The organism is Candidatus Syntrophosphaera thermopropionivorans (assembly GCF_004353895.1).
Classification (GTDB): Bacteria; Cloacimonadota; Cloacimonadia; order Cloacimonadales; family Cloacimonadaceae; genus Syntrophosphaera; species Syntrophosphaera thermopropionivorans.
Genome location: NZ_SMOG01000015.1, coordinates 1 through 17,451, shown reverse-complemented (window position 1 = coordinate 17,451; position 17,451 = coordinate 1). Strand labels below are relative to the sequence as shown.

At 35.9% G+C, this 17,451-nt stretch carries 12 protein-coding genes; 8 read left to right on the top strand and 4 right to left on the bottom strand.

Annotation, left to right across the window (positions count from 1 at the left end; genetic code table 11):
* Positions 1-1,140, bottom strand: coding sequence for a DNA polymerase III subunit (locus E0946_RS05160; protein WP_133201398.1), 1,140 nt, complete (start codon positions 1,138-1,140; stop codon positions 1-3).
* A gap of 21 nt (positions 1,141-1,161) precedes the next feature.
* Positions 1,162-1,767 (bottom strand): GNAT family N-acetyltransferase, encoded by a 606-nt coding sequence (locus tag E0946_RS05155; RefSeq protein ID WP_133201397.1) that lies wholly within the window; start codon positions 1,765-1,767, stop codon positions 1,162-1,164.
* Between the two features lie 626 nt (positions 1,768-2,393).
* Between E0946_RS05155 and uvrA the strand changes: the two genes are divergently transcribed.
* The 8 genes from uvrA (at position 2,394) to E0946_RS05115 (ending at position 13,753) form a co-directional block, all read left to right on the top strand.
* Entirely contained in the window at positions 2,394-5,285 is a 2,892-nt protein-coding gene (gene uvrA / locus E0946_RS05150; protein WP_133201396.1) for an excinuclease ABC subunit UvrA, read from the top strand.
* A 7-nt stretch (positions 5,286-5,292) separates the two neighbouring features.
* Complete coding sequence (locus E0946_RS05145; RefSeq protein ID WP_133201395.1) at positions 5,293-7,473, top strand: alpha-amylase family glycosyl hydrolase; 2,181 nt, start codon at positions 5,293-5,295, stop codon at positions 7,471-7,473.
* Between the two features lie 125 nt (positions 7,474-7,598).
* Positions 7,599-8,774, top strand: coding sequence for a bifunctional phosphopantothenoylcysteine decarboxylase/phosphopantothenate--cysteine ligase CoaBC (gene coaBC, locus E0946_RS05140; protein WP_133201394.1), 1,176 nt, complete (start codon positions 7,599-7,601; stop codon positions 8,772-8,774).
* Positions 8,771-9,553, top strand: a complete 783-nt coding sequence (locus tag E0946_RS05135; protein WP_133201393.1) for an SDR family oxidoreductase — start codon at positions 8,771-8,773, stop codon at positions 9,551-9,553. Before coaBC ends, E0946_RS05135 begins: the two co-directional genes overlap by 4 nt.
* Positions 9,550-10,323 (top strand): DUF3108 domain-containing protein, encoded by a 774-nt coding sequence (locus tag E0946_RS05130; protein WP_243713758.1) that lies wholly within the window; start codon positions 9,550-9,552, stop codon positions 10,321-10,323. Before E0946_RS05135 ends, E0946_RS05130 begins: the two co-directional genes overlap by 4 nt.
* The gene (gene queA / locus E0946_RS05125; protein ID WP_133201392.1) at positions 10,323-11,357 is read left to right on the top strand and encodes a tRNA preQ1(34) S-adenosylmethionine ribosyltransferase-isomerase QueA; all 1,035 of its coding nucleotides are present in this window, start codon (positions 10,323-10,325) and stop codon (positions 11,355-11,357) included. The genes E0946_RS05130 and queA overlap by 1 nt, the downstream gene beginning before the upstream one ends.
* Complete coding sequence (locus tag E0946_RS05120) at positions 11,354-12,070, top strand: biotin--[acetyl-CoA-carboxylase] ligase (RefSeq protein WP_133201391.1); 717 nt, start codon at positions 11,354-11,356, stop codon at positions 12,068-12,070. Before queA ends, E0946_RS05120 begins: the two co-directional genes overlap by 4 nt.
* A 72-nt stretch (positions 12,071-12,142) precedes the next feature.
* Positions 12,143-13,753, top strand: a complete 1,611-nt coding sequence (locus tag E0946_RS05115; RefSeq protein ID WP_207930826.1) for a tetratricopeptide repeat protein — start codon at positions 12,143-12,145, stop codon at positions 13,751-13,753.
* Between the two features lie 89 nt (positions 13,754-13,842).
* Here the strand turns inward: E0946_RS05115 and E0946_RS05110 are convergent, their stop codons facing one another.
* Both E0946_RS05110 and E0946_RS05105 read right to left on the bottom strand, forming a co-directional pair.
* Complete coding sequence (locus E0946_RS05110) at positions 13,843-14,991, bottom strand: NAD(P)/FAD-dependent oxidoreductase (protein WP_133201389.1); 1,149 nt, start codon at positions 14,989-14,991, stop codon at positions 13,843-13,845.
* 2 nt (positions 14,992-14,993) lie between these two features.
* Positions 14,994-17,063 carry an FAD-dependent oxidoreductase gene (locus tag E0946_RS05105; RefSeq protein ID WP_133201388.1) on the bottom strand — a complete coding sequence of 690 codons (2,070 nt, stop codon included), beginning with the start codon at positions 17,061-17,063 and terminating at the stop codon, positions 14,994-14,996.
* Positions 17,064-17,451: the final 388 nt, after the last annotated feature.

The window sequence follows — 17,451 nt, the reverse complement described above, 5'->3', positions numbered from 1 at the left end:
TCAGGGACGGAAAAGATTATTTAATTGGAAATAGAGATTTTGTTGTATGAGCTGAAGATTAACATTGCCACGGATTTTACGGATATAATCCTGCATCAGCAATACAAAATCCAGCACTTTATCAGTTAATTCTGCACTATTCTGGATGGGAATTTTTGCTCTTGCCTCAATAAGAAAATCCTTCTTATCAATATTTACTACCTGTTCTTCAGCAGATTCTATCAAATCCAGGTCTCCAACAAACATACAAAGATAGCGAATAATCTCAATAAGATTTTCTGCATTATATTTTTGTAAATTAGCCTGTAAAGAACGATAGTAAGCTAAATCATTACCTTCAAGAGCCATTTGCATAATTTCAAAAGCTCTTTCACGAAGTTTTGATGATTCTCCTTGAACCAAATGTATGGCATATTTAACGCTTCCATCTGCTATTTGGGAGACTATTCTTGCTGTCCTTGGAGAAGTGTTAAAATCATCTATCAATATCTGAGCAATCACATTAGGGTCCACAGGTTGAAAATGTATAGGTTGACAGCGTGAAACTATTGTAGGTAGTAACTGAGAAGGATTATTAGTAGTTAAAATTATAACAGTTGATTCGGGAGGTTCTTCCAGAGTTTTAAGAAAAGCATTTGCCGTTTCTATATTCATTAAATCTGCATCTTCAATAATACAAATCCGGTATTTGGCTTCATAACTGCTGATATTTAAGCGTTTAATCAGCCAGGAAATACTTTCCTTACGAATCATAATATTAGAACTGAACCGATAGTCTTCCCAGGGTGTTTCTATTTTATTACGGATGTAACCTTCATATTCCTTACGATATTCATCATTTTTTATCTCACCCTCTGGAGTTAATTGAAGATTGGGAGTAGGGAAAAGATAAAGTAAATCAGGATGTTCAAAATTAAGAAATTTATGACAGGAACTACAAACTCCACAGGGACGGAATTCTTTGTTAGCCAAACAATTTAGAGCCATACCAAAGTATAAGGCAGTAGTGAATTTTCCCACTCCTTCTATTCCATGAAAAAGATAGGCTTGGGCTATGTGTTCATTTTCTATAGCTTGAAAAAGAATTTTTAAAGCTCTGCTTTGACCTCTTATTTTTTGGAATAAACTCTGTTCTTGCATTTTAACAAAGCTGGAAAAACCTTAAATCCAGGAAATCTTTTTTGCTTCAGTATCCTCATTAGAACTGCGTTCAAAAAGTTTATTAACATAGGGACTTTCAAATTCCTCTGCTAAAATATCATAGATTAAAACATCGTGATATTTACCTGCCATAAAGAGATAATTACGACGACGTCCAGCTAACTTAAAACCAACTTTTTCATAACAACGAATGGCTCTTTTGTTGAATGCATAAACTTCCAGACTTATATTATTTAAATTTAGAACATTAAAACCATAATCTAATATAAGTCTGGTTGCTTCTGTACCTATGCCTTGACTCCAGTATGACTTGTCTCCTATAAAAATACCAAATTGACCGTGACGATGTACTTCACTTGTTCCAAAAAGACTGCAATTACCAATTGCCTTATTCGTGTTCTTCTCTATAATTGCAAAACTTATGCTTTCTTCCATTAACTTTTTTAAAGCTTCTTTTTCTTTTTCTATATCATAAATAGTAGTGGAAAACAAGACAAACTGACCTATCTCCATATCATTGACCCATTGTGTATAAAGCTCTACATCATCTAAAGAAATGGGGGAAAGGTAACATTTTTCTCCGCTCATTTTTCTAAAATACTTCATTTTGTTCTCCTTTATTATTTTATTGGTTAGGATTGCTTATTCTTCAAATGATTTAAACTACTTAATAAGCACTATCTGTCAAGATAAATCCGTAACTTATTTAATAAAATAAAGATGAGGATTTGAAATGACTGTTCCAGGAAAGTTCAGTGGTAAAATATTAAACCAGAAAAAAGTTAGACATTGAAAGCTGAAACTTTGATCCAGATTGCAGACCTAAAGAAAATGTAAAACCTATATCTAACTGATGTCCACTTTCGGACATAAGCTGGACATGAGTTGGACATAAGCTGGACATAAGTTAGTCATAAGCAGAATACAAGTTAGTCATAAGCAGGACATAAGTTAATCATTATATACCAAGAAGTTAGAAGTATGAGTGCTATTTTTAGCTAATTAATGTTTGAAAGTGAGACAAAAAAGGGATTTTTAAAATTAATAAGGCTTATTTCATAAAAATTCAAAAATAAGCATATTATATTTTAAGTATAATGTAATATGAATAATGATAATTATTTAATAATCAATATATTATAATTATATTAACTTGGCTAAGAAAGAGTCAAATGATTTTATTTGACAAATCAAAGCCTAAGAAAATTGCTGAAAGATAGCAAGGAGTAACTTTGAAGAGCAAAATAATTATAAAAGGTGCCAGCGAGCACAATTTAAAAAATATAAATTTAGAAATTCCGAGAGATAAACTTGTTGTATTTACAGGTATCTCAGGTTCAGGAAAGTCATCTTTGGCTTTTGATACCCTTTACGCTGAAGGACAACGCAGATATGTGGAATCTTTATCTGCTTATGCCCGACAGTTTTTGGGTCAAATGGAGAAGCCTAAAGTTGATTACATTGAAGGTTTATCACCAGCTATTGCCATTCAGCAAAAAACAGCCAGTAAGAATCCTCGTTCCACTGTGGGAACCGTTACCGAGATATATGATTATCTAAGGGTTTTATATGCCCGGGTAGGTAAACAATATTGTCATATTTGTGGTAATCCTGTTGGAGCTCAAACTATTGATCAGATGACAGCTCATTTAATGCAGAATCCAGAGAAAACTAAAATACAGATACTTGCCCCCTTAGTGCAATCCCGTAAAGGAGAACATAAAGAGATATTAGATGATTTAAGACAACAGGGATTCGTTCGTGTTTTAATCAATGGTCAATTGCGTAATCTGGAAGAAAATATCGTTTTGGATAAAAAAAGTAAACATAATATAGATGTAGTTATAGATAGAATAGTGATAAAACCCGGTATTGAATCAAGATTACGAGATTCTCTGGAACTTGCTTTAAAATTAACTGAAGGTGTGGTTAAAGTTGATTTTCCTGATGAAGGTGATACTCTCATAATGTCTGCTACCAATTCCTGTCCGCATTGTAATATTGGATTTGAAGAATTAACACCGCAACATTTTTCCTTCAATAGTCCGATTGGTGCTTGTCCTGAATGTAATGGACTGGGTTATAAACTTGAATTTGACCCTGATTTAGTAGTTCCATATCCAGAAAGGAGTATTCGTGAAGGTGCTGTTGCTCCTTGGGGAAGTCTGGAAAATAAAATAGATACCTGGACAGGAAGAACTATACAGAATCTGGCTAATTATTATAATTTTTCCCTGGATACACCATGGTATAAGCTTCCGGAATGGGTGAAATCTCTTATTCTCTATGGTTCAAAGGGTAAAAGATTCAGGATGGAATGGCAAAACAAAAATGGACATGGTGTCTATAATATGCGATTTGAAGGAGTTATTAATACCCTGGATAGAAGAATGAGAGAGACCACATCTGAAGATGCCAGAAGATATTATTTGCAATTTATAAGCGATAAACCCTGTCCAGAATGCGGTGGTAAAAAGCTGAAAGCAAGTTCTTTAGCTGTAAAAGTGGGTGACAAAAATATTGCGGAAATCACGGCTATGAGTGTTCATGAAGCTTTTAATTTTTTCAATAATCTAAAATTAAAGGGTAATGAACAAATCATAGCTTCAGAAATCCTAAAAGAGTTGCGAAATCGTCTCGGATTCTTACAAAGTGTGGGTTTGCATTATCTCACCTTGGATAGAAGGTCTCCAACCCTTTCTGGAGGTGAAAGTCAACGTATTAAACTTGCCAGTCAAATAGGCAATCAGCTTGTAGGTGTGATGTATATTCTGGATGAGCCAAGTATAGGTCTCCATCAAAGAGATAATTCTATGCTTTTGCAGATGCTCTGTCAATTGCGTGATCTGGGTAACACCGTCATTGTAGTAGAACATGATGAAGAAACCATTCGCACGGCTGATATGATTGTTGATTTTGGTCCTAAAGCTGGTATTTATGGTGGAGAAATTGTGGCCACGGGAACGGTTAAAGATATCATAAATAGTAATTGTTCTTTAACTGGAGATTACCTGGCAGGAAGAAAGAGCATTCCCATTCCCAAAGTAAGGATTCCTGCTGAACAGGGATACCTTTCTATTAAAGGTGCAAAACATAACAACCTTAAAGATATAGATGTGGATATTCCTCTTGGATTATTTGTTTGTGTAACGGGTGTTTCTGGAAGCGGGAAAAGTTCATTAATCAATCAAACTCTTTATCCTTATTTGCATAACTACTTTTACCACACCAGTCATAAAGTTGGGAAGGTAGATACTATTGAAGGAATAGAAAATATAGATAAGATTATCAGTATTGACCAGCAACCTATAGGAAGAACTCCTCGTTCCAATCCGAGCACCTATGTTAAGGTATTTGATCCTATTCGGATGCTATTTAGTCAGTTACCAGCATCTAAAATGCGAGGTTACAGTGCAGGACGCTTTTCTTTTAATGTTAAAGGTGGAAGATGTGAAGCTTGTGAAGGTGCAGGTGTTAAACAGATAGAAATGCATTTTATGCCCGACATCTATGTAACTTGTGAAGCCTGTAAAGGTAAAAGGTATAATCAAGAAACTCTCTCTATTCGCTATAAAGGGAAGAATATCGCTGAAGTTCTGGATATGGATGTTCAGGAAGCTTATGAATTTTTCCAGAATATTCCAGCTATTCGCAATAAGCTTCAAACTTTGATGGAAGTAGGTCTGGATTATATTAAATTAGGACAACCTTCAACCACCCTTTCTGGAGGAGAAGCTCAAAGAATAAAGCTTTCCCGTGAATTGAGTAAAGTGAGCACAGGGAAAACTTTGTATTTACTGGATGAACCTACGACAGGTCTTCATTTTGATGATATAAACCGTCTTCTGCAAGTATTAAAAAAACTGGTTAAAATGGGAAATACGGTAATAGTTATTGAACATAATATGGATGTGATAAAAAGTGCTGATTGGGTGATTGATTTAGGTCCAGAAGGAGGAGATGAAGGTGGTTATCTTGTAGCTGAAGGTACTCCAGAACAGATAATGAAGAATAAGAATTCATATACCGGGCAATTTTTAAAACAGCATTACGGAAGAGCAAAAATTGAAAAACCAGATATAAGCCGAAAACCAGCAAAAAAGATAGTAAAAAAGGCAATTTAATCATTTTATGGCAGAAATTCAATTTCGGTATCAGCCACCAACTTCAGGAAAACATTTAGTAGGTTTAGCAGGAGATTTTACCGGATGGGAAATCCTGGATATGAATGAAGTAGGTGGAGTCTATTTCTTAAATTTACATATTGATGAGGGAAGATATTGCTATAAATTTATAGTTGATGGAAACTGGATTCCCGATCCAGATAATCCTTTAACAGAACCAGACCCCTTTGGGGGTTTCAATTCTGTCCTCATTGTTCAAGAGACCATTCCTTCTCGTTTCAGCTGGGAAGAGATAATACAAGATTTAAGCTTGCTGGATGAGCGAAAGGGATATTATGTTGACCTTAATCGTATATCAGATGAGCAATATGAATTACGATTTAACTGGTTTCCCTCTTTACCTGCTGATTTGATAGCTCTCATAGATGGGGTATCTTTTCCCTTGTACAGGTTAGGAATCACAGGAAATCAAGAGGTTTTCCATTGTCTTTTCACCTGTCCACGAACCTTCTGTAATATAAAAATAAAGATACAAGGAGCAGATAATATTCTTTTCTGGGGTGCTGAAGGATTTTCTTTTCAGGAAGATGGAGTTACTCCTTATTTATTAGAGCTCTCAAATTATCCTATCTTTTCTGTGCCAGAATGGGTATCACATAGCGTTATCTATCAAATTTTCCCAGACCGTTTCTGCAATGGGGACCCCTCCAATGATCCAGATTTTAGTGAGGATTATTATAAGGATTGTAGAACACCTCCTCCCCCAGGGGAATATTTACCAGCTCATGCGGAATATTTTCACCTGGTGGAAGATTGGTATGATATTAGCTATTTGAAACAGAGTCCCTGGCTACCTGAAGGGAAACCTGATTGGTGGTGTTTTTATGGAGGAGATATTGAAGGAGTTCGTCAAAAATTGCCTTATCTAAAAGACCTGGGGGTTAATCTGCTTTATTTTAATCCGCTATGGCAAGCCAAATCCAATCATAAATATGATGCGGCAGATTTCAAGAAAGTTGATCCCCATTTTGCTACGGAAGATGAAATGAAAGCTTTCGTTAAGGAAGCCCATCAGAATGGTATGAAAATCATCTTAGATGTAGCTTTTAATCATACAGGAGAAGCATTCTGGGCTTTTCGTGATGTGGTAGAAAAGGGTCCAAATTCTCCTTACTGGCTCTGGTATGACTGGTATAAATGGCCTCTTCCTAATCCGCTTCCTCCGGATTTTAATCCTCGGGAATATTATCAATGCTGGTGGGGAATAAAAGATATGCCCGACTTAAATTATGACCTCAGTCGTCCTCATCCTGCGGAAAACTATGTGCGTGATATCAATAAAGCCGTTCCAAATCGTTCTTTGGTAAATCATATTCTGGAATGTGTCCAGTGGTGGCTGATGAATATTGATATAGATGGTTTTAGACTGGATATTCCTAATGAAGTCCCTTACTGGTTCTGGGAACTTTTTAGACAGGAAGTAAGAGCAATGAAACCTGATGCCTGGCTCGTTGGAGAAATCTGGCATAGCGGTAAAGGATGGGTAAATCATCATTACTTTGATTCTGTGATGAACTATGCCTATTTCAAAGATCCTGTGCTGGAATTCTTTATTCTTGGAATCTGCGATAAAAAGAATTTCTGCGCAAGAATTGAAAACGGCTTAGCACAATATCCTATTCAAGGTATAAAAGCAATGATGAATCTTCTGGGAAGTCATGATACCATCAGAATTCTGGAACTGGCAAAAGGCGATGTCTCCAAAGTTAAATTAGCATTACTTTTCCAGATGACCTTTATTGGAGCACCACATATCTATTATGGTGATGAAATTGCTATGCTTGGTGGAAAAGACCCAGATAATCGTCGTCCTTTCAACTGGAAATGGGAAGAAGATTCTGTAGCTGTTGACCTGAGAAACTATTATAAAAATCTTATTCAACTTAGATTATCCCATCCTCTTTTAATGGATGGAGAATTTAGCTTTCTTCCTGCTCCAGAAGGATTGCTTGCCTGGAGAAGATATGATGAAAACCATAAAATTGATATAGTATTAAATTATGGAAAGGAAAATAACCACTTGGAATCTATATCCGCTTCAAAAATTATTTTCACTGAAGGGAAAGTGGATCATAACGATAATTCTTTAATGCTTTATCCTAATTCTGCTATAGTATATATATCATAAGAAAATCAATATCTAAAATGATATTTTATGAAGGAAACTGTATAATAGTTTGTAAAACAATTAAATAATGAGATTTGATTTGACATTAAAGTTCAAGGAAAGATAAAGGATAGATAGGTGAATAAATGGAAGGAAAAATTCTACTTTGTGTGACTGGTGGAATAGCAGCTTATAAAGCTATTGACCTGGCAAGTCAATTGACAAAATCAGGATTTGAAGTTAAAACTGCAATGACTAAAAATGCTCTGAAATTTGTGTCTGCTTTAAACTTTTCTGCCATAACCAATCAAAGTGTTCATACTGACCTGTTTGAAGATTCTGACCCCATTCCTCATATACATCTGGCTGATTGGGCAGATTTAACTGTGGTAGCACCCGCCACAGCTAATATTATTGCTAAAGCTGCTCAAGGTATAGGGGATGATTTAGTTTCTACCATACTATTATCTCAACCAAAACCTGTCCTTTATGTTCCTGCTATGAATGTCCATATCTATGAACATCCTGCTACACAAAATAATCTTAAAATACTTAAGGATAGAGGCAATTATATATTAGAACCTGAAACTGGTTTACTTGCTTGTGGCTATGAAGGTAAGGGTAAATATCCCCCTAATGAGGAAGTTATTTATGCTATTCGTTGCTATTTAAAATATCCTGCTGATTTAACTGGAAAAAAGGTCTTAGTTACTGCAGGAGCAACAGCTGAACCAATAGACCCTATGCGAATGATTACGAATAAATCCAGCGGGAAAATGGGACTTTCTATAGCTCGTGCTTTTGCACTTAGAGGGGCAGAAGTTACTTTGATATATGGCATTATGTCCGAATCTATTCCTTACTATATCAAGAAAAGTATCTTTGCTCCAACGGCAAAATTAATGTATGATGCGGTGATGGAACATTCTAAAGACTATAATATCATCGTTCAATGTGCGGCAGTTTCAGATTATAAACCAGTCAAACCATCCACTCAGAAACTTAAGAAAAGTGGTAACTTCAATCTGGAATTGGTTGCTACTCCAGATATTCTGGAACATCTGGGGAAAATTAAGCCTAAAAAGCAGAAGTTAGTTGGTTTTGCCGCAGAATCGGAGCACATTCTGGAAAATGCACGAGAAAAGCTTGTGAAAAAGAATCTTGACCTCATCTGTGCTAATAATCTGGAAACTGCTGGAAAAGATGAAACCACCCTTAACTTAATTCGTGCAGGCACAACAAAAGCTACTAAATCTGTACAACTGACAGGGAATAAGTTTGATGTTGCACTACAGTTAGTAGAATATATCGTAAACTTATGAAAAATAAATTAACTATACTAACAGGAGCTAACGGACAAGTAGGAAGTTTTATTGCGCATCAATTAGCCGAAAAGAATGAATCTTTATTATTACTTTACCATAAGAATTTCAATCGGATAGAGGATTTAACTAATAAAGAAAAAGTGATGCTTATATCCTGCAATCTGGAAAAGTTAGAAGATGTTAACACTGCTATTCATTATGCTGCAGACAACTTAGCTGCAGTACCTGCTTTTCTCATTCATACGGCAGCAATTCGTAGTTATGATGCTATGCCTCTGGCTCAAACTAATCCGGAAACATTTAAAGAAGTGCTCAATTCCAACTTAGAAATGGCATATAATGTGCTCAGAACCTGTCTTCCTTTTATGTTACAAGAGAGATTTGGCAGAATTGTAATGTTTGGTTCCAATGTAGTTCAGACTGGACTTTATCGTGGTTCTGCTTATGCTGCTGCCAAGGCTGCTATAGTCAATTTAGTGAAATCTATTGCTTTGGAAACGGCATCTGCTAATGTTCTTATCAATGCAATATCACCTGCACCGGTTCAAACGGTTTTAGAAGAGGAATATACAGGGGATTATCTTGCTTTCCGTAAGCGCTATTTTGAAGAGTTTCGTCAGATGAGTCCGACGGGAAAACTGGTCTCAAAAGAAGAAATATGGCTATTCTGCAACTTATTATTAAGTGAGAAACTGGAGAATTTTACAGGCAAAGATATTATCATAGACGGCGGTTTTTCAGCTATTCAACAAATAAAGGGGAGTGAAATTCAGTGAAAGTCAAACCTCGCTTTTATCTACTACTTATAATATGCCTCTTTTCCACCTCCTTGTTTGCTTTGCCTTTTCAGGATGGTGAAAAGCTTACTTTCAGCGTTAAATATGGAATAATTAAAGCTGGAACAGCTACTTTTGAAGCTAAATCTTCAACTTACCAAAATAGACCGGTCTGGCGTTTATGTATTAATGCTCAGACTTATCCTTTTTTTGATGTAGTTTACAAAATCCGAGACAAAATTGAATCTTGGTGGGATAAAGAAACTTTATTGCCCCATAAATCATCCAAGCAATTACATGAAGGGAAGTACCAGCAATACCGAATACATTACTTTGACCAGGTAAATAAAAAAACCACATATATGAAATGGAGTTACAAAGAAGAAAAATGGAAAACTGAAGAGAAAAATCTTCCATTTGAAACTCAGGATATAGTAAGTTCTTTTTATGAATTGAGGAATCGCTCATTAAAGCCAGGGGATAAACCAAAACTCTATGTTACAACTGATGGAAAGTCTGTAGTTACAACCGTGAAAGTTTTGAGAAGAGAAAAAGTTTCTTCTATATTTGGTGATGTAAATTGTTTGGTTTTAGAACCAGATATGAAATCAGAAGGTATCTTTAAGGGTTCAAGTAAGCTTTTAATCTGGGTAACTGATGATGCTTATAAGATTCCCGTTAAGGTTGAAAGTTCAGTCTCTATTGGCACTTTCGTAGTTCAGTTAGAAGATGCTCAGAATGTCCCTTATAAAATTAAGAAATCCAATTGATGGTTGACCTTTTAGATTTAAATAGTTATGATTATTATTTACCACAGGAATTGATAGCTCAATATCCTTTAAAAGACCGTAGTTCTTCAAGATTGATGCATATTGATAGGAAGACAGGCACAATCTCTCATCTTTATTTCCGGGATTTAGTGGATTTATTAGCTCCGGGTGAAGTGTTAGTTATAAATAATAGCAAAGTTATTCCTGCTCGTTTATTTGGTTATAAAGATAATGGTACAAAGATTGAGATTTTGCTTTTGAATCATCTGGATGGTTCAAAATGGAAATGTATGGTTCATCCAGGTAAACGATTGAAAAGAGAACAAGTATTAAGGTTTTCTCCTCAGCTGGAAGGATGGGTTTCACTTCCTGATGAAGATGGTTTACGAGTGATTGAATTCAATAATCCGGATACTTACTGGAATGAGATTGAGCGTATCGGACATATACCTTTACCTCCATACATTAAAAGAGAAGATAAGGCAGAAGACCGCCAAACTTATCAGACTGTGTATGCGGAAGAAGCAGGTTCAGTTGCAGCACCTACTGCTGGTTTCCATTTTACAGAAGAGATGCTTTCTCAATTGAAAGAAAAAGGCATTAAGATAGTTAATATCATCTTGCATATAGGAATGGGCACTTTTGTCCCTATTAAAACTCAAAGAATTGACCAGCATAAGATGCATAGTGAATTTTGCACCATTCCAGAAGAAACGGCTAATGTTATTAATAAAGCAAAATTAGAAGGACGAAGAGTTATTGCCGTGGGCAGTACATCTATTCGGACTCTGGAAAGTTTCTGGAATAATGGCACTTTGATGAGCGGTTCTAAATGGACAGATATATTTATTTATCCAGGTAAGAACATCCAAGTAGCAGATGCTTTAATAACCAATTTTCACCTACCTAAATCAACCTTATTGATGATGGTCTCTGCTTTTGCTGGTTATGAATTGACCCGTAAAGCTTATGAAATTGCTGTTCAAGAACATTATCGTTTCTTTAGCTATGGGGATGCGATGTATATATCATGAAAACTAAACTGTTATATCCGCTACTGGATAACACTATGAACGAATACCAGAGACTAACTCAATTCTGTACAGGGACTCATCAATGGATTATTCGTGCCAGGGAACAAAAAGAGGGAAGAGGAAGAGAAGACAGATTCTGGTATTCCCCTGAAGGTGGACTATGGATGACTTTTGATATTTATTATGATGATTTTATTCCTACTTTTCCTCTTTTCATTGCCTATTGTCTTCATTCACTTTTATTAGAGCTTTTCCCCTTAGAAAACTTATCTATCAAATGGCCTAACGATATTATGTGGAAGGATAAAAAATTGGGAGGGATTCTCTGTGAGCATAATGAGTCAGAAAAGAAATATATAATAGGTTTGGGATTGAATACTAATGTCAGTCAAGACGCTATTGATGGAAAACTTGATATAGTGACACTATCCTCGTTAATAGGTTTTCCCGTCTCTAATGAATACCTATCAGATTTAATAATTGCTAATATTTATAAAAAGAAAGACTTACTTAAGAATCCTAAATTTTATCTTAATTATATTAATTTATGGCTATATGGCTTGAATCAACTTGCTCAAGTTCAACTTGATAATAAAATCGTAACGGGTATAAATATTGGAGTAGCTGAGGATGGGACTTTGTTATTAAAAGATAGAGAAGGTGATATCCATAAAATCAATTATGGCAGTTTAAACTATATACCCGATTTATGATAGCACTTTTACTTGACATTTATACCTTTATCAAATCAAAGGAATGAAAAGGATAATTTTCCAGGAGGAATGATGAAAAAGTGGATGATAATAGTCCTTGCGGTTTCGCTGGTTCTTATATCCTGTGCCAGCAATAAGAAAGAAGTTCAACCAGAACAGGTCCAGAAAGCAGAAATAACAACCAAGATTGCTATCTTGCCCTTGAAAGCTCTGGATAGTTCAAGTCGTTACATTACTAAAATTTTGACCGTTCGTGACCTTGAACTGACCTTTAACAAGTATCCTAATTACACTCTATTAAATATGAATGAGACGGCAGCGGTATATAACGAGTCCGGCAACTTAGATGTGGAAGATATAGAAAAAGAGGAACTTGATAATCTGGCAAAACAATTAGGCGCAGATGTTGTAATTATCGCTACTGTTAGTGAAACCAGAACTGATATATTCAATATTTCCATGCGAATGTATAGCACTGTATCCACTGACCTTAAACAGATAAGTTTTAATGTGGGTAAGGAAAAGACTGCCCGTTGGAAAGCACTGGAAGAGTATATGATGAAGGAACTGGATGATTTTGTTTCCAACGAAATTGATAAGCTGTTCAATATCGCTGCTAATCACTTTAATAATGGCAATTATACTACTGCAGAACAAATTTTAAAACAGGTTATAGCTTTAAAACCTGAAAAAGTTGATGCTTACTATTTTCTCGGTAATACCTATATAAAATTAGAGAAAATTGAATTAGCTGAACAAAACTTCCAGAAAGCTTTAGAGATAGATCCACAACATCAAGCCAGCCTTATAGCTCTAATTGATCTCTATGATAAAACCAATCAACCTATGAAAAGGATTCCATTAATGGAAAGGATTGCGGAAGAAAGTCGGGATGCTGAAACCTGGTTTGCTGTAGGAAATCTCTACAATCAAATTGGCAACAAAGAAAAAGCTAAAGAATCATACCGTAAAGCTCTGGCTATCGATCCTGAGTTCACTGGAGCTATTGTAAATTTATCTATTATTCTTTTTGATGAAGGAAGTTATAATGAGGCTATACCTTACCTGGAAAAAGCCTTTGAAAAAGCTCCAGACAATACTTTTATAGCTGCGCGTTTAGCTACTGCTTATCAGAGAAGTGGAAGAACTCAGGAAGCCATTGATAAATATGAGAATGTGTTGGCTAAGGATCCCAATAATATTCAAGCTTATCTCAATCTGATTAGTATATATAGAAGTAACGGGAACAACACTAAGGCCATTGAAAAGATAAATGCTTTGAAGAAAGTTGCTCCAGATAATCCTTATTCCTATCTTAATCTTGCTGCCATTTATCTGGAACAGGGTAAACTAAATGATGCAGAAACAAATGCCAATATTACTATTAGTAAAGACCCTACCCTTTACCAACCTTACATAATTCTTTCTTCTGTCTATCAGAGTAGAGGTGCAGAGTCTTACAATAAATACATTGATTTAGACCGTCAGGCTTCAAGAGCGGTTGGAAAGAAAGCTTTAGACCTTAAAAAGCAACGAGACACTGCCAAGACTACGGCAATAAATCATTATAATAAGGCATTAAACTATCTGCAGACTGCTCGTAATTACACTGATGACCCTGAAGTTTTAAGTGATATCAATAGTCGTATCGCATATATTAATCAGCTACTTGCACAATTCTAAGAACATTCTGATTATATAGCATAATATAATAAGCGCCTGATAAGAATCAGGCGCTTATTTCTTTTATGGAGTTTTTCTTATGAATTTCTTTACTTAAAAGCTTCCATACCAGAAAAGTCTCTTTCTGGATTAAAACTTTGAAGAATATGTAAATCACTTTCCGTTAGTTCATCAAGACAGATACGTGTAATCAATTCTCCCAAACCAGGTCCCAGCATAAAACCCTGTCCACACATTCCTATAGCATTGATAAGATTATCACCTGATTTTCCTACAATGGGGAAGCCATCGGGAGTCATAGGATATTGACCTCTCCAGGTTCTACGAACTCTTAGACTATGTAATCTTGGATATACTTCCAGCATTCTTTTGGTGCACATAGGTAAAAAGACAGAAGTACTTCTGTTATCAATACCTGTTATTGGTGGTTTAGGTGTGATACAAAAAACTATCTGTCCTTCATTATTTTGATAGAAATAAAAGTTTTCAGAACCAGGACGAATTCGCATATCAACTACCATAGGACCCATAAATCTGGCTACGGGTTCTGTTATTCCTGCTTCATGATTTTCAGGTTGAACCGGAAGATTAAGTCCTGCCATAGCAGCTATTTCTTTTCCATAATTTCCTGCTGCATTAATTACCATTCCTGTAGAATAAGTCCCTTTATCTGTTATAACTTTTTCTATTTTGCTCTGACTCATATCAAAACCTATAACCTTTTCCCTGAACCGATATTGAACTTTAGCTTCCAGAGAATGAAAATAATAAGCCGAACCTAAAAGTAGGGGAGAGCAACTACCATCTTCAGGAGAATAAGTGGAACCTCTCAGTCCTTCTTTATTTATTCCAGGGACAAGTTCATTATATTCTTCAGGACTAACCCAGGTGATATTTAAGCCATAGCTATGTTGAACCTTCATCAAGTCCTTTAAAGTCTTTTCATCTTCTTCAGTATAAGCGGGATAACTATAACCATTGCTCATCCAGCCAATATCATCACCCCAGGTTTCTTTCCAGGTCTTCATTATTTCAATGGAGCGCTTGCAAACATTGATTTTTCCATAATCACTATGCGTGGCACGAACTCCACCTATAGCTTTTTTATTATTTTGCTGACCTGGTGCACTTTCTCCATCTATAACCAACACTTTTTGTTTTTGTAAAGCTAGATTTAAAGCTGTGGGAACTCCTATAGAGCCTGCTCCAATTATTATTACATCATATATATTATCCATTTTCAGTCTCCATCAGGAAATTTTTCTAAGGGAACTTCAATGAAAAGAGGGCGTTTGGTATTAGGAACAACCTTTTCTATTGGTATGCCTTCTTCCCTTAAAAGTTGTAAGATTAAGTTCTCACAAGTTTTTGCACCACAGGGACCCATTCCTGCACGAGTTATTGCTTTAATCTGATTAAGATTGGTTACTCCAGAGTGTATCAGTTTACGAATATCACCAGCTTTAACTCTTTCACATAAACATATCATCGCCTCATCTGGCATTTTATCAGGGATCACAGGTTCTGGAAGAGGTTCACTTACTTCTTTAGCCTGAATACGAAATGATGCTATTTTGCGGGCAATGGCTTTAGGAACCTGCACTTTAATCAATTGAGTGTGCCGTTTTTTTACATCTATTACCGATATGATAGTATAGAAGCCCAGAGAATTGCCTTCTATATCCATTAATTCAATCTCTTCTCCTTCGGATTTAGGGATATTGAAGACTTCATAGGGCATTGTCACAAGGGGATTTTCTTTATCTTTTCTGTAATCTACCAGAGTTATAGCAAGTCCAGGACAGATAAGAACACATTTATAGCAACCAATACAGTTTCCCGAATACACAGGAAGAGACATCAAACCACCATCTTCTGTATGAATAGAATTGGTAGGACAGACCGTCGTGCAGGGATTGCATGGAATCTCCTGAATACAATGTATTACGGGGAAAACTCCTGTCTCTGGAAGGTCTTTCTGATAATCTTTTATTGCTCCAGGATGGGACTTCAAGACTTCAGCTTTAGCATACCATTCGGAAGGAATGGCTTCAACTTCATCTTTTCCACATTCTTTAGCTATAGTAAGTCCGGCAATTTTTCCATTGAACATTGCTGAAGATGCTTCTGCAATTTCTTGAGCATCTCCTGCTGCAAAAACCTGAATTCCCGCTTCTTTAGCTTCTTCAGTGAATTCTGAAAGGGAATTCAATCCAACTGCAATCAGGAGTGTGTCGCAAGCAAAGCTTTTTTCCGTGCCTGAAATAGGATGTAATTTGCTATCTACTTCTGCAATAGTAATTCTTTCTACCGTCTCTTTACCTTCAGCATTGATGATAGTATGCGAAGTGTAAATAGGAACTCCCAATCTTTTCAATTTGTCCGAATGAACCTTATATCCTCCACATTGAGGCATAGCTTCAGCTAATCCAACGACATTAATTCCAGCTTGTAAAGCATGATATCCTGCAATTAAACCAACATTCCCTCCACCAATAATGAAAAGTCTATTCGTTGGACGAACCAGGTCTCTATTTACCAGAGTCTGAAAAGCTCCTGCACCATAGATACGGGCAAGATTATTACCCGGAAAGCGTAAGAACTTTTCTCGCGCTCCAGCTGCATTTAAAATGATGCGCGGAGTGACAAGTTTATATACTCCATCTTTTAAAATTCCCACTTTCTTGTCGCTAAAAACAAATAGGGCAGTGCTATTAAGCCAGACTTTAACAGAGGAATATTGCTGGAGTTCTTGAGCTAATAATTTCCCAATATCAATGCCTCTAATTCCAGCATTGCTATCTTCTTCACTACCAAAGAATTTATGAGTTTGCAACACAAGCTTGCCACCAAGTGCTTGTTTATCATCAATCAACAGAGTATCAATATTATATTTGCCCAATTCTATCGCAGCAGAAAGTCCTGCAGGACCACCTCCAATAATAAGAACCTCTACTTCCAATTTTTCCAGGGGAGGAAATTTGGGTATAAAAGGAGTTTCGGGAAGTTCAGGAAGTCCTTCTAAAGAACGAACTTCCATCCCGGAAGTGACAGCTGTCATACAGGATTTGACCGCCACACCATCTGCTATAACGGTACATTTAGCACATTGTCCATTAGCACAAAAAATTCCTTGAGCGCTGCCATCTTTATGATGATGTCCAAAAACATTTATCCCATTTGCAATTAGTGCCGAGGAAATCATCTCTCCTTTTTTTGCTAAAAGGGGTTCACCATTCCAGCTAAATAAAACATCCTCTCTTTCTTCTATCGGAAGAATGGGATGCTTTAATATACGGTGATTTTCCATAATATGAGAGAAAACTCCTTTTTTGTTTTATTTTTTTAAATCCAAAACTTTAAAAACCCACTTATGTCAAGCAAAAGCTGAAGAGAAAAAGCTTTGATATGAGTAAATAATACTTCTTCTTCCTCTATTCTTTCTATCTTTTAAAAAACATTTTCCTTCCCTTCCTATTTATTCCCAGCTTTTCTTTAGCTTATGTCCAGCTTATGTCCACTTTCGGACATAAGCTGGACATCAGTTGGACGTAAGCTGGACATTACCTGTGCATTAACACGTGAGATGTAGCCAATTTAAAGAAAAAGTATTATCCCAATAGAAAATCTACTTTATCATTATTTTAAAATTGAATATTATCCAATGATATAATGGAAACAAAATATCATATTATCAG

Bases quoted from the DNA above. Each gene is read 5' to 3' on its own strand.
- E0946_RS05160 (WP_133201398.1), bottom strand. From the start codon at position 1,140: ATGCAAGAACAGAGTTTATTCCAAAAAATAAGAGGTCAAAGCAGAGCT.
- E0946_RS05155 (WP_133201397.1), bottom strand. From the start codon at position 1,767: ATGAAGTATTTTAGAAAAATGAGCGGAGAAAAATGTTACCTTTCCCCC.
- E0946_RS05145 (WP_133201395.1), top strand. From the start codon at position 5,293: ATGGCAGAAATTCAATTTCGGTATCAGCCACCAACTTCAGGAAAACAT.
- coaBC (WP_133201394.1), top strand. From the start codon at position 7,599: ATGGAAGGAAAAATTCTACTTTGTGTGACTGGTGGAATAGCAGCTTAT.
- E0946_RS05135 (WP_133201393.1), top strand. From the start codon at position 8,771: ATGAAAAATAAATTAACTATACTAACAGGAGCTAACGGACAAGTAGGA.
- queA (WP_133201392.1), top strand. From the start codon at position 10,323: ATGGTTGACCTTTTAGATTTAAATAGTTATGATTATTATTTACCACAG.
- E0946_RS05120 (WP_133201391.1), top strand. From the start codon at position 11,354: ATGAAAACTAAACTGTTATATCCGCTACTGGATAACACTATGAACGAA.
- E0946_RS05115 (WP_207930826.1), top strand. From the start codon at position 12,143: ATGAAAAAGTGGATGATAATAGTCCTTGCGGTTTCGCTGGTTCTTATA.
- E0946_RS05110 (WP_133201389.1), bottom strand. From the start codon at position 14,991: ATGGATAATATATATGATGTAATAATAATTGGAGCAGGCTCTATAGGA.
- E0946_RS05105 (WP_133201388.1), bottom strand. From the start codon at position 17,063: ATGGAAAATCACCGTATATTAAAGCATCCCATTCTTCCGATAGAAGAA.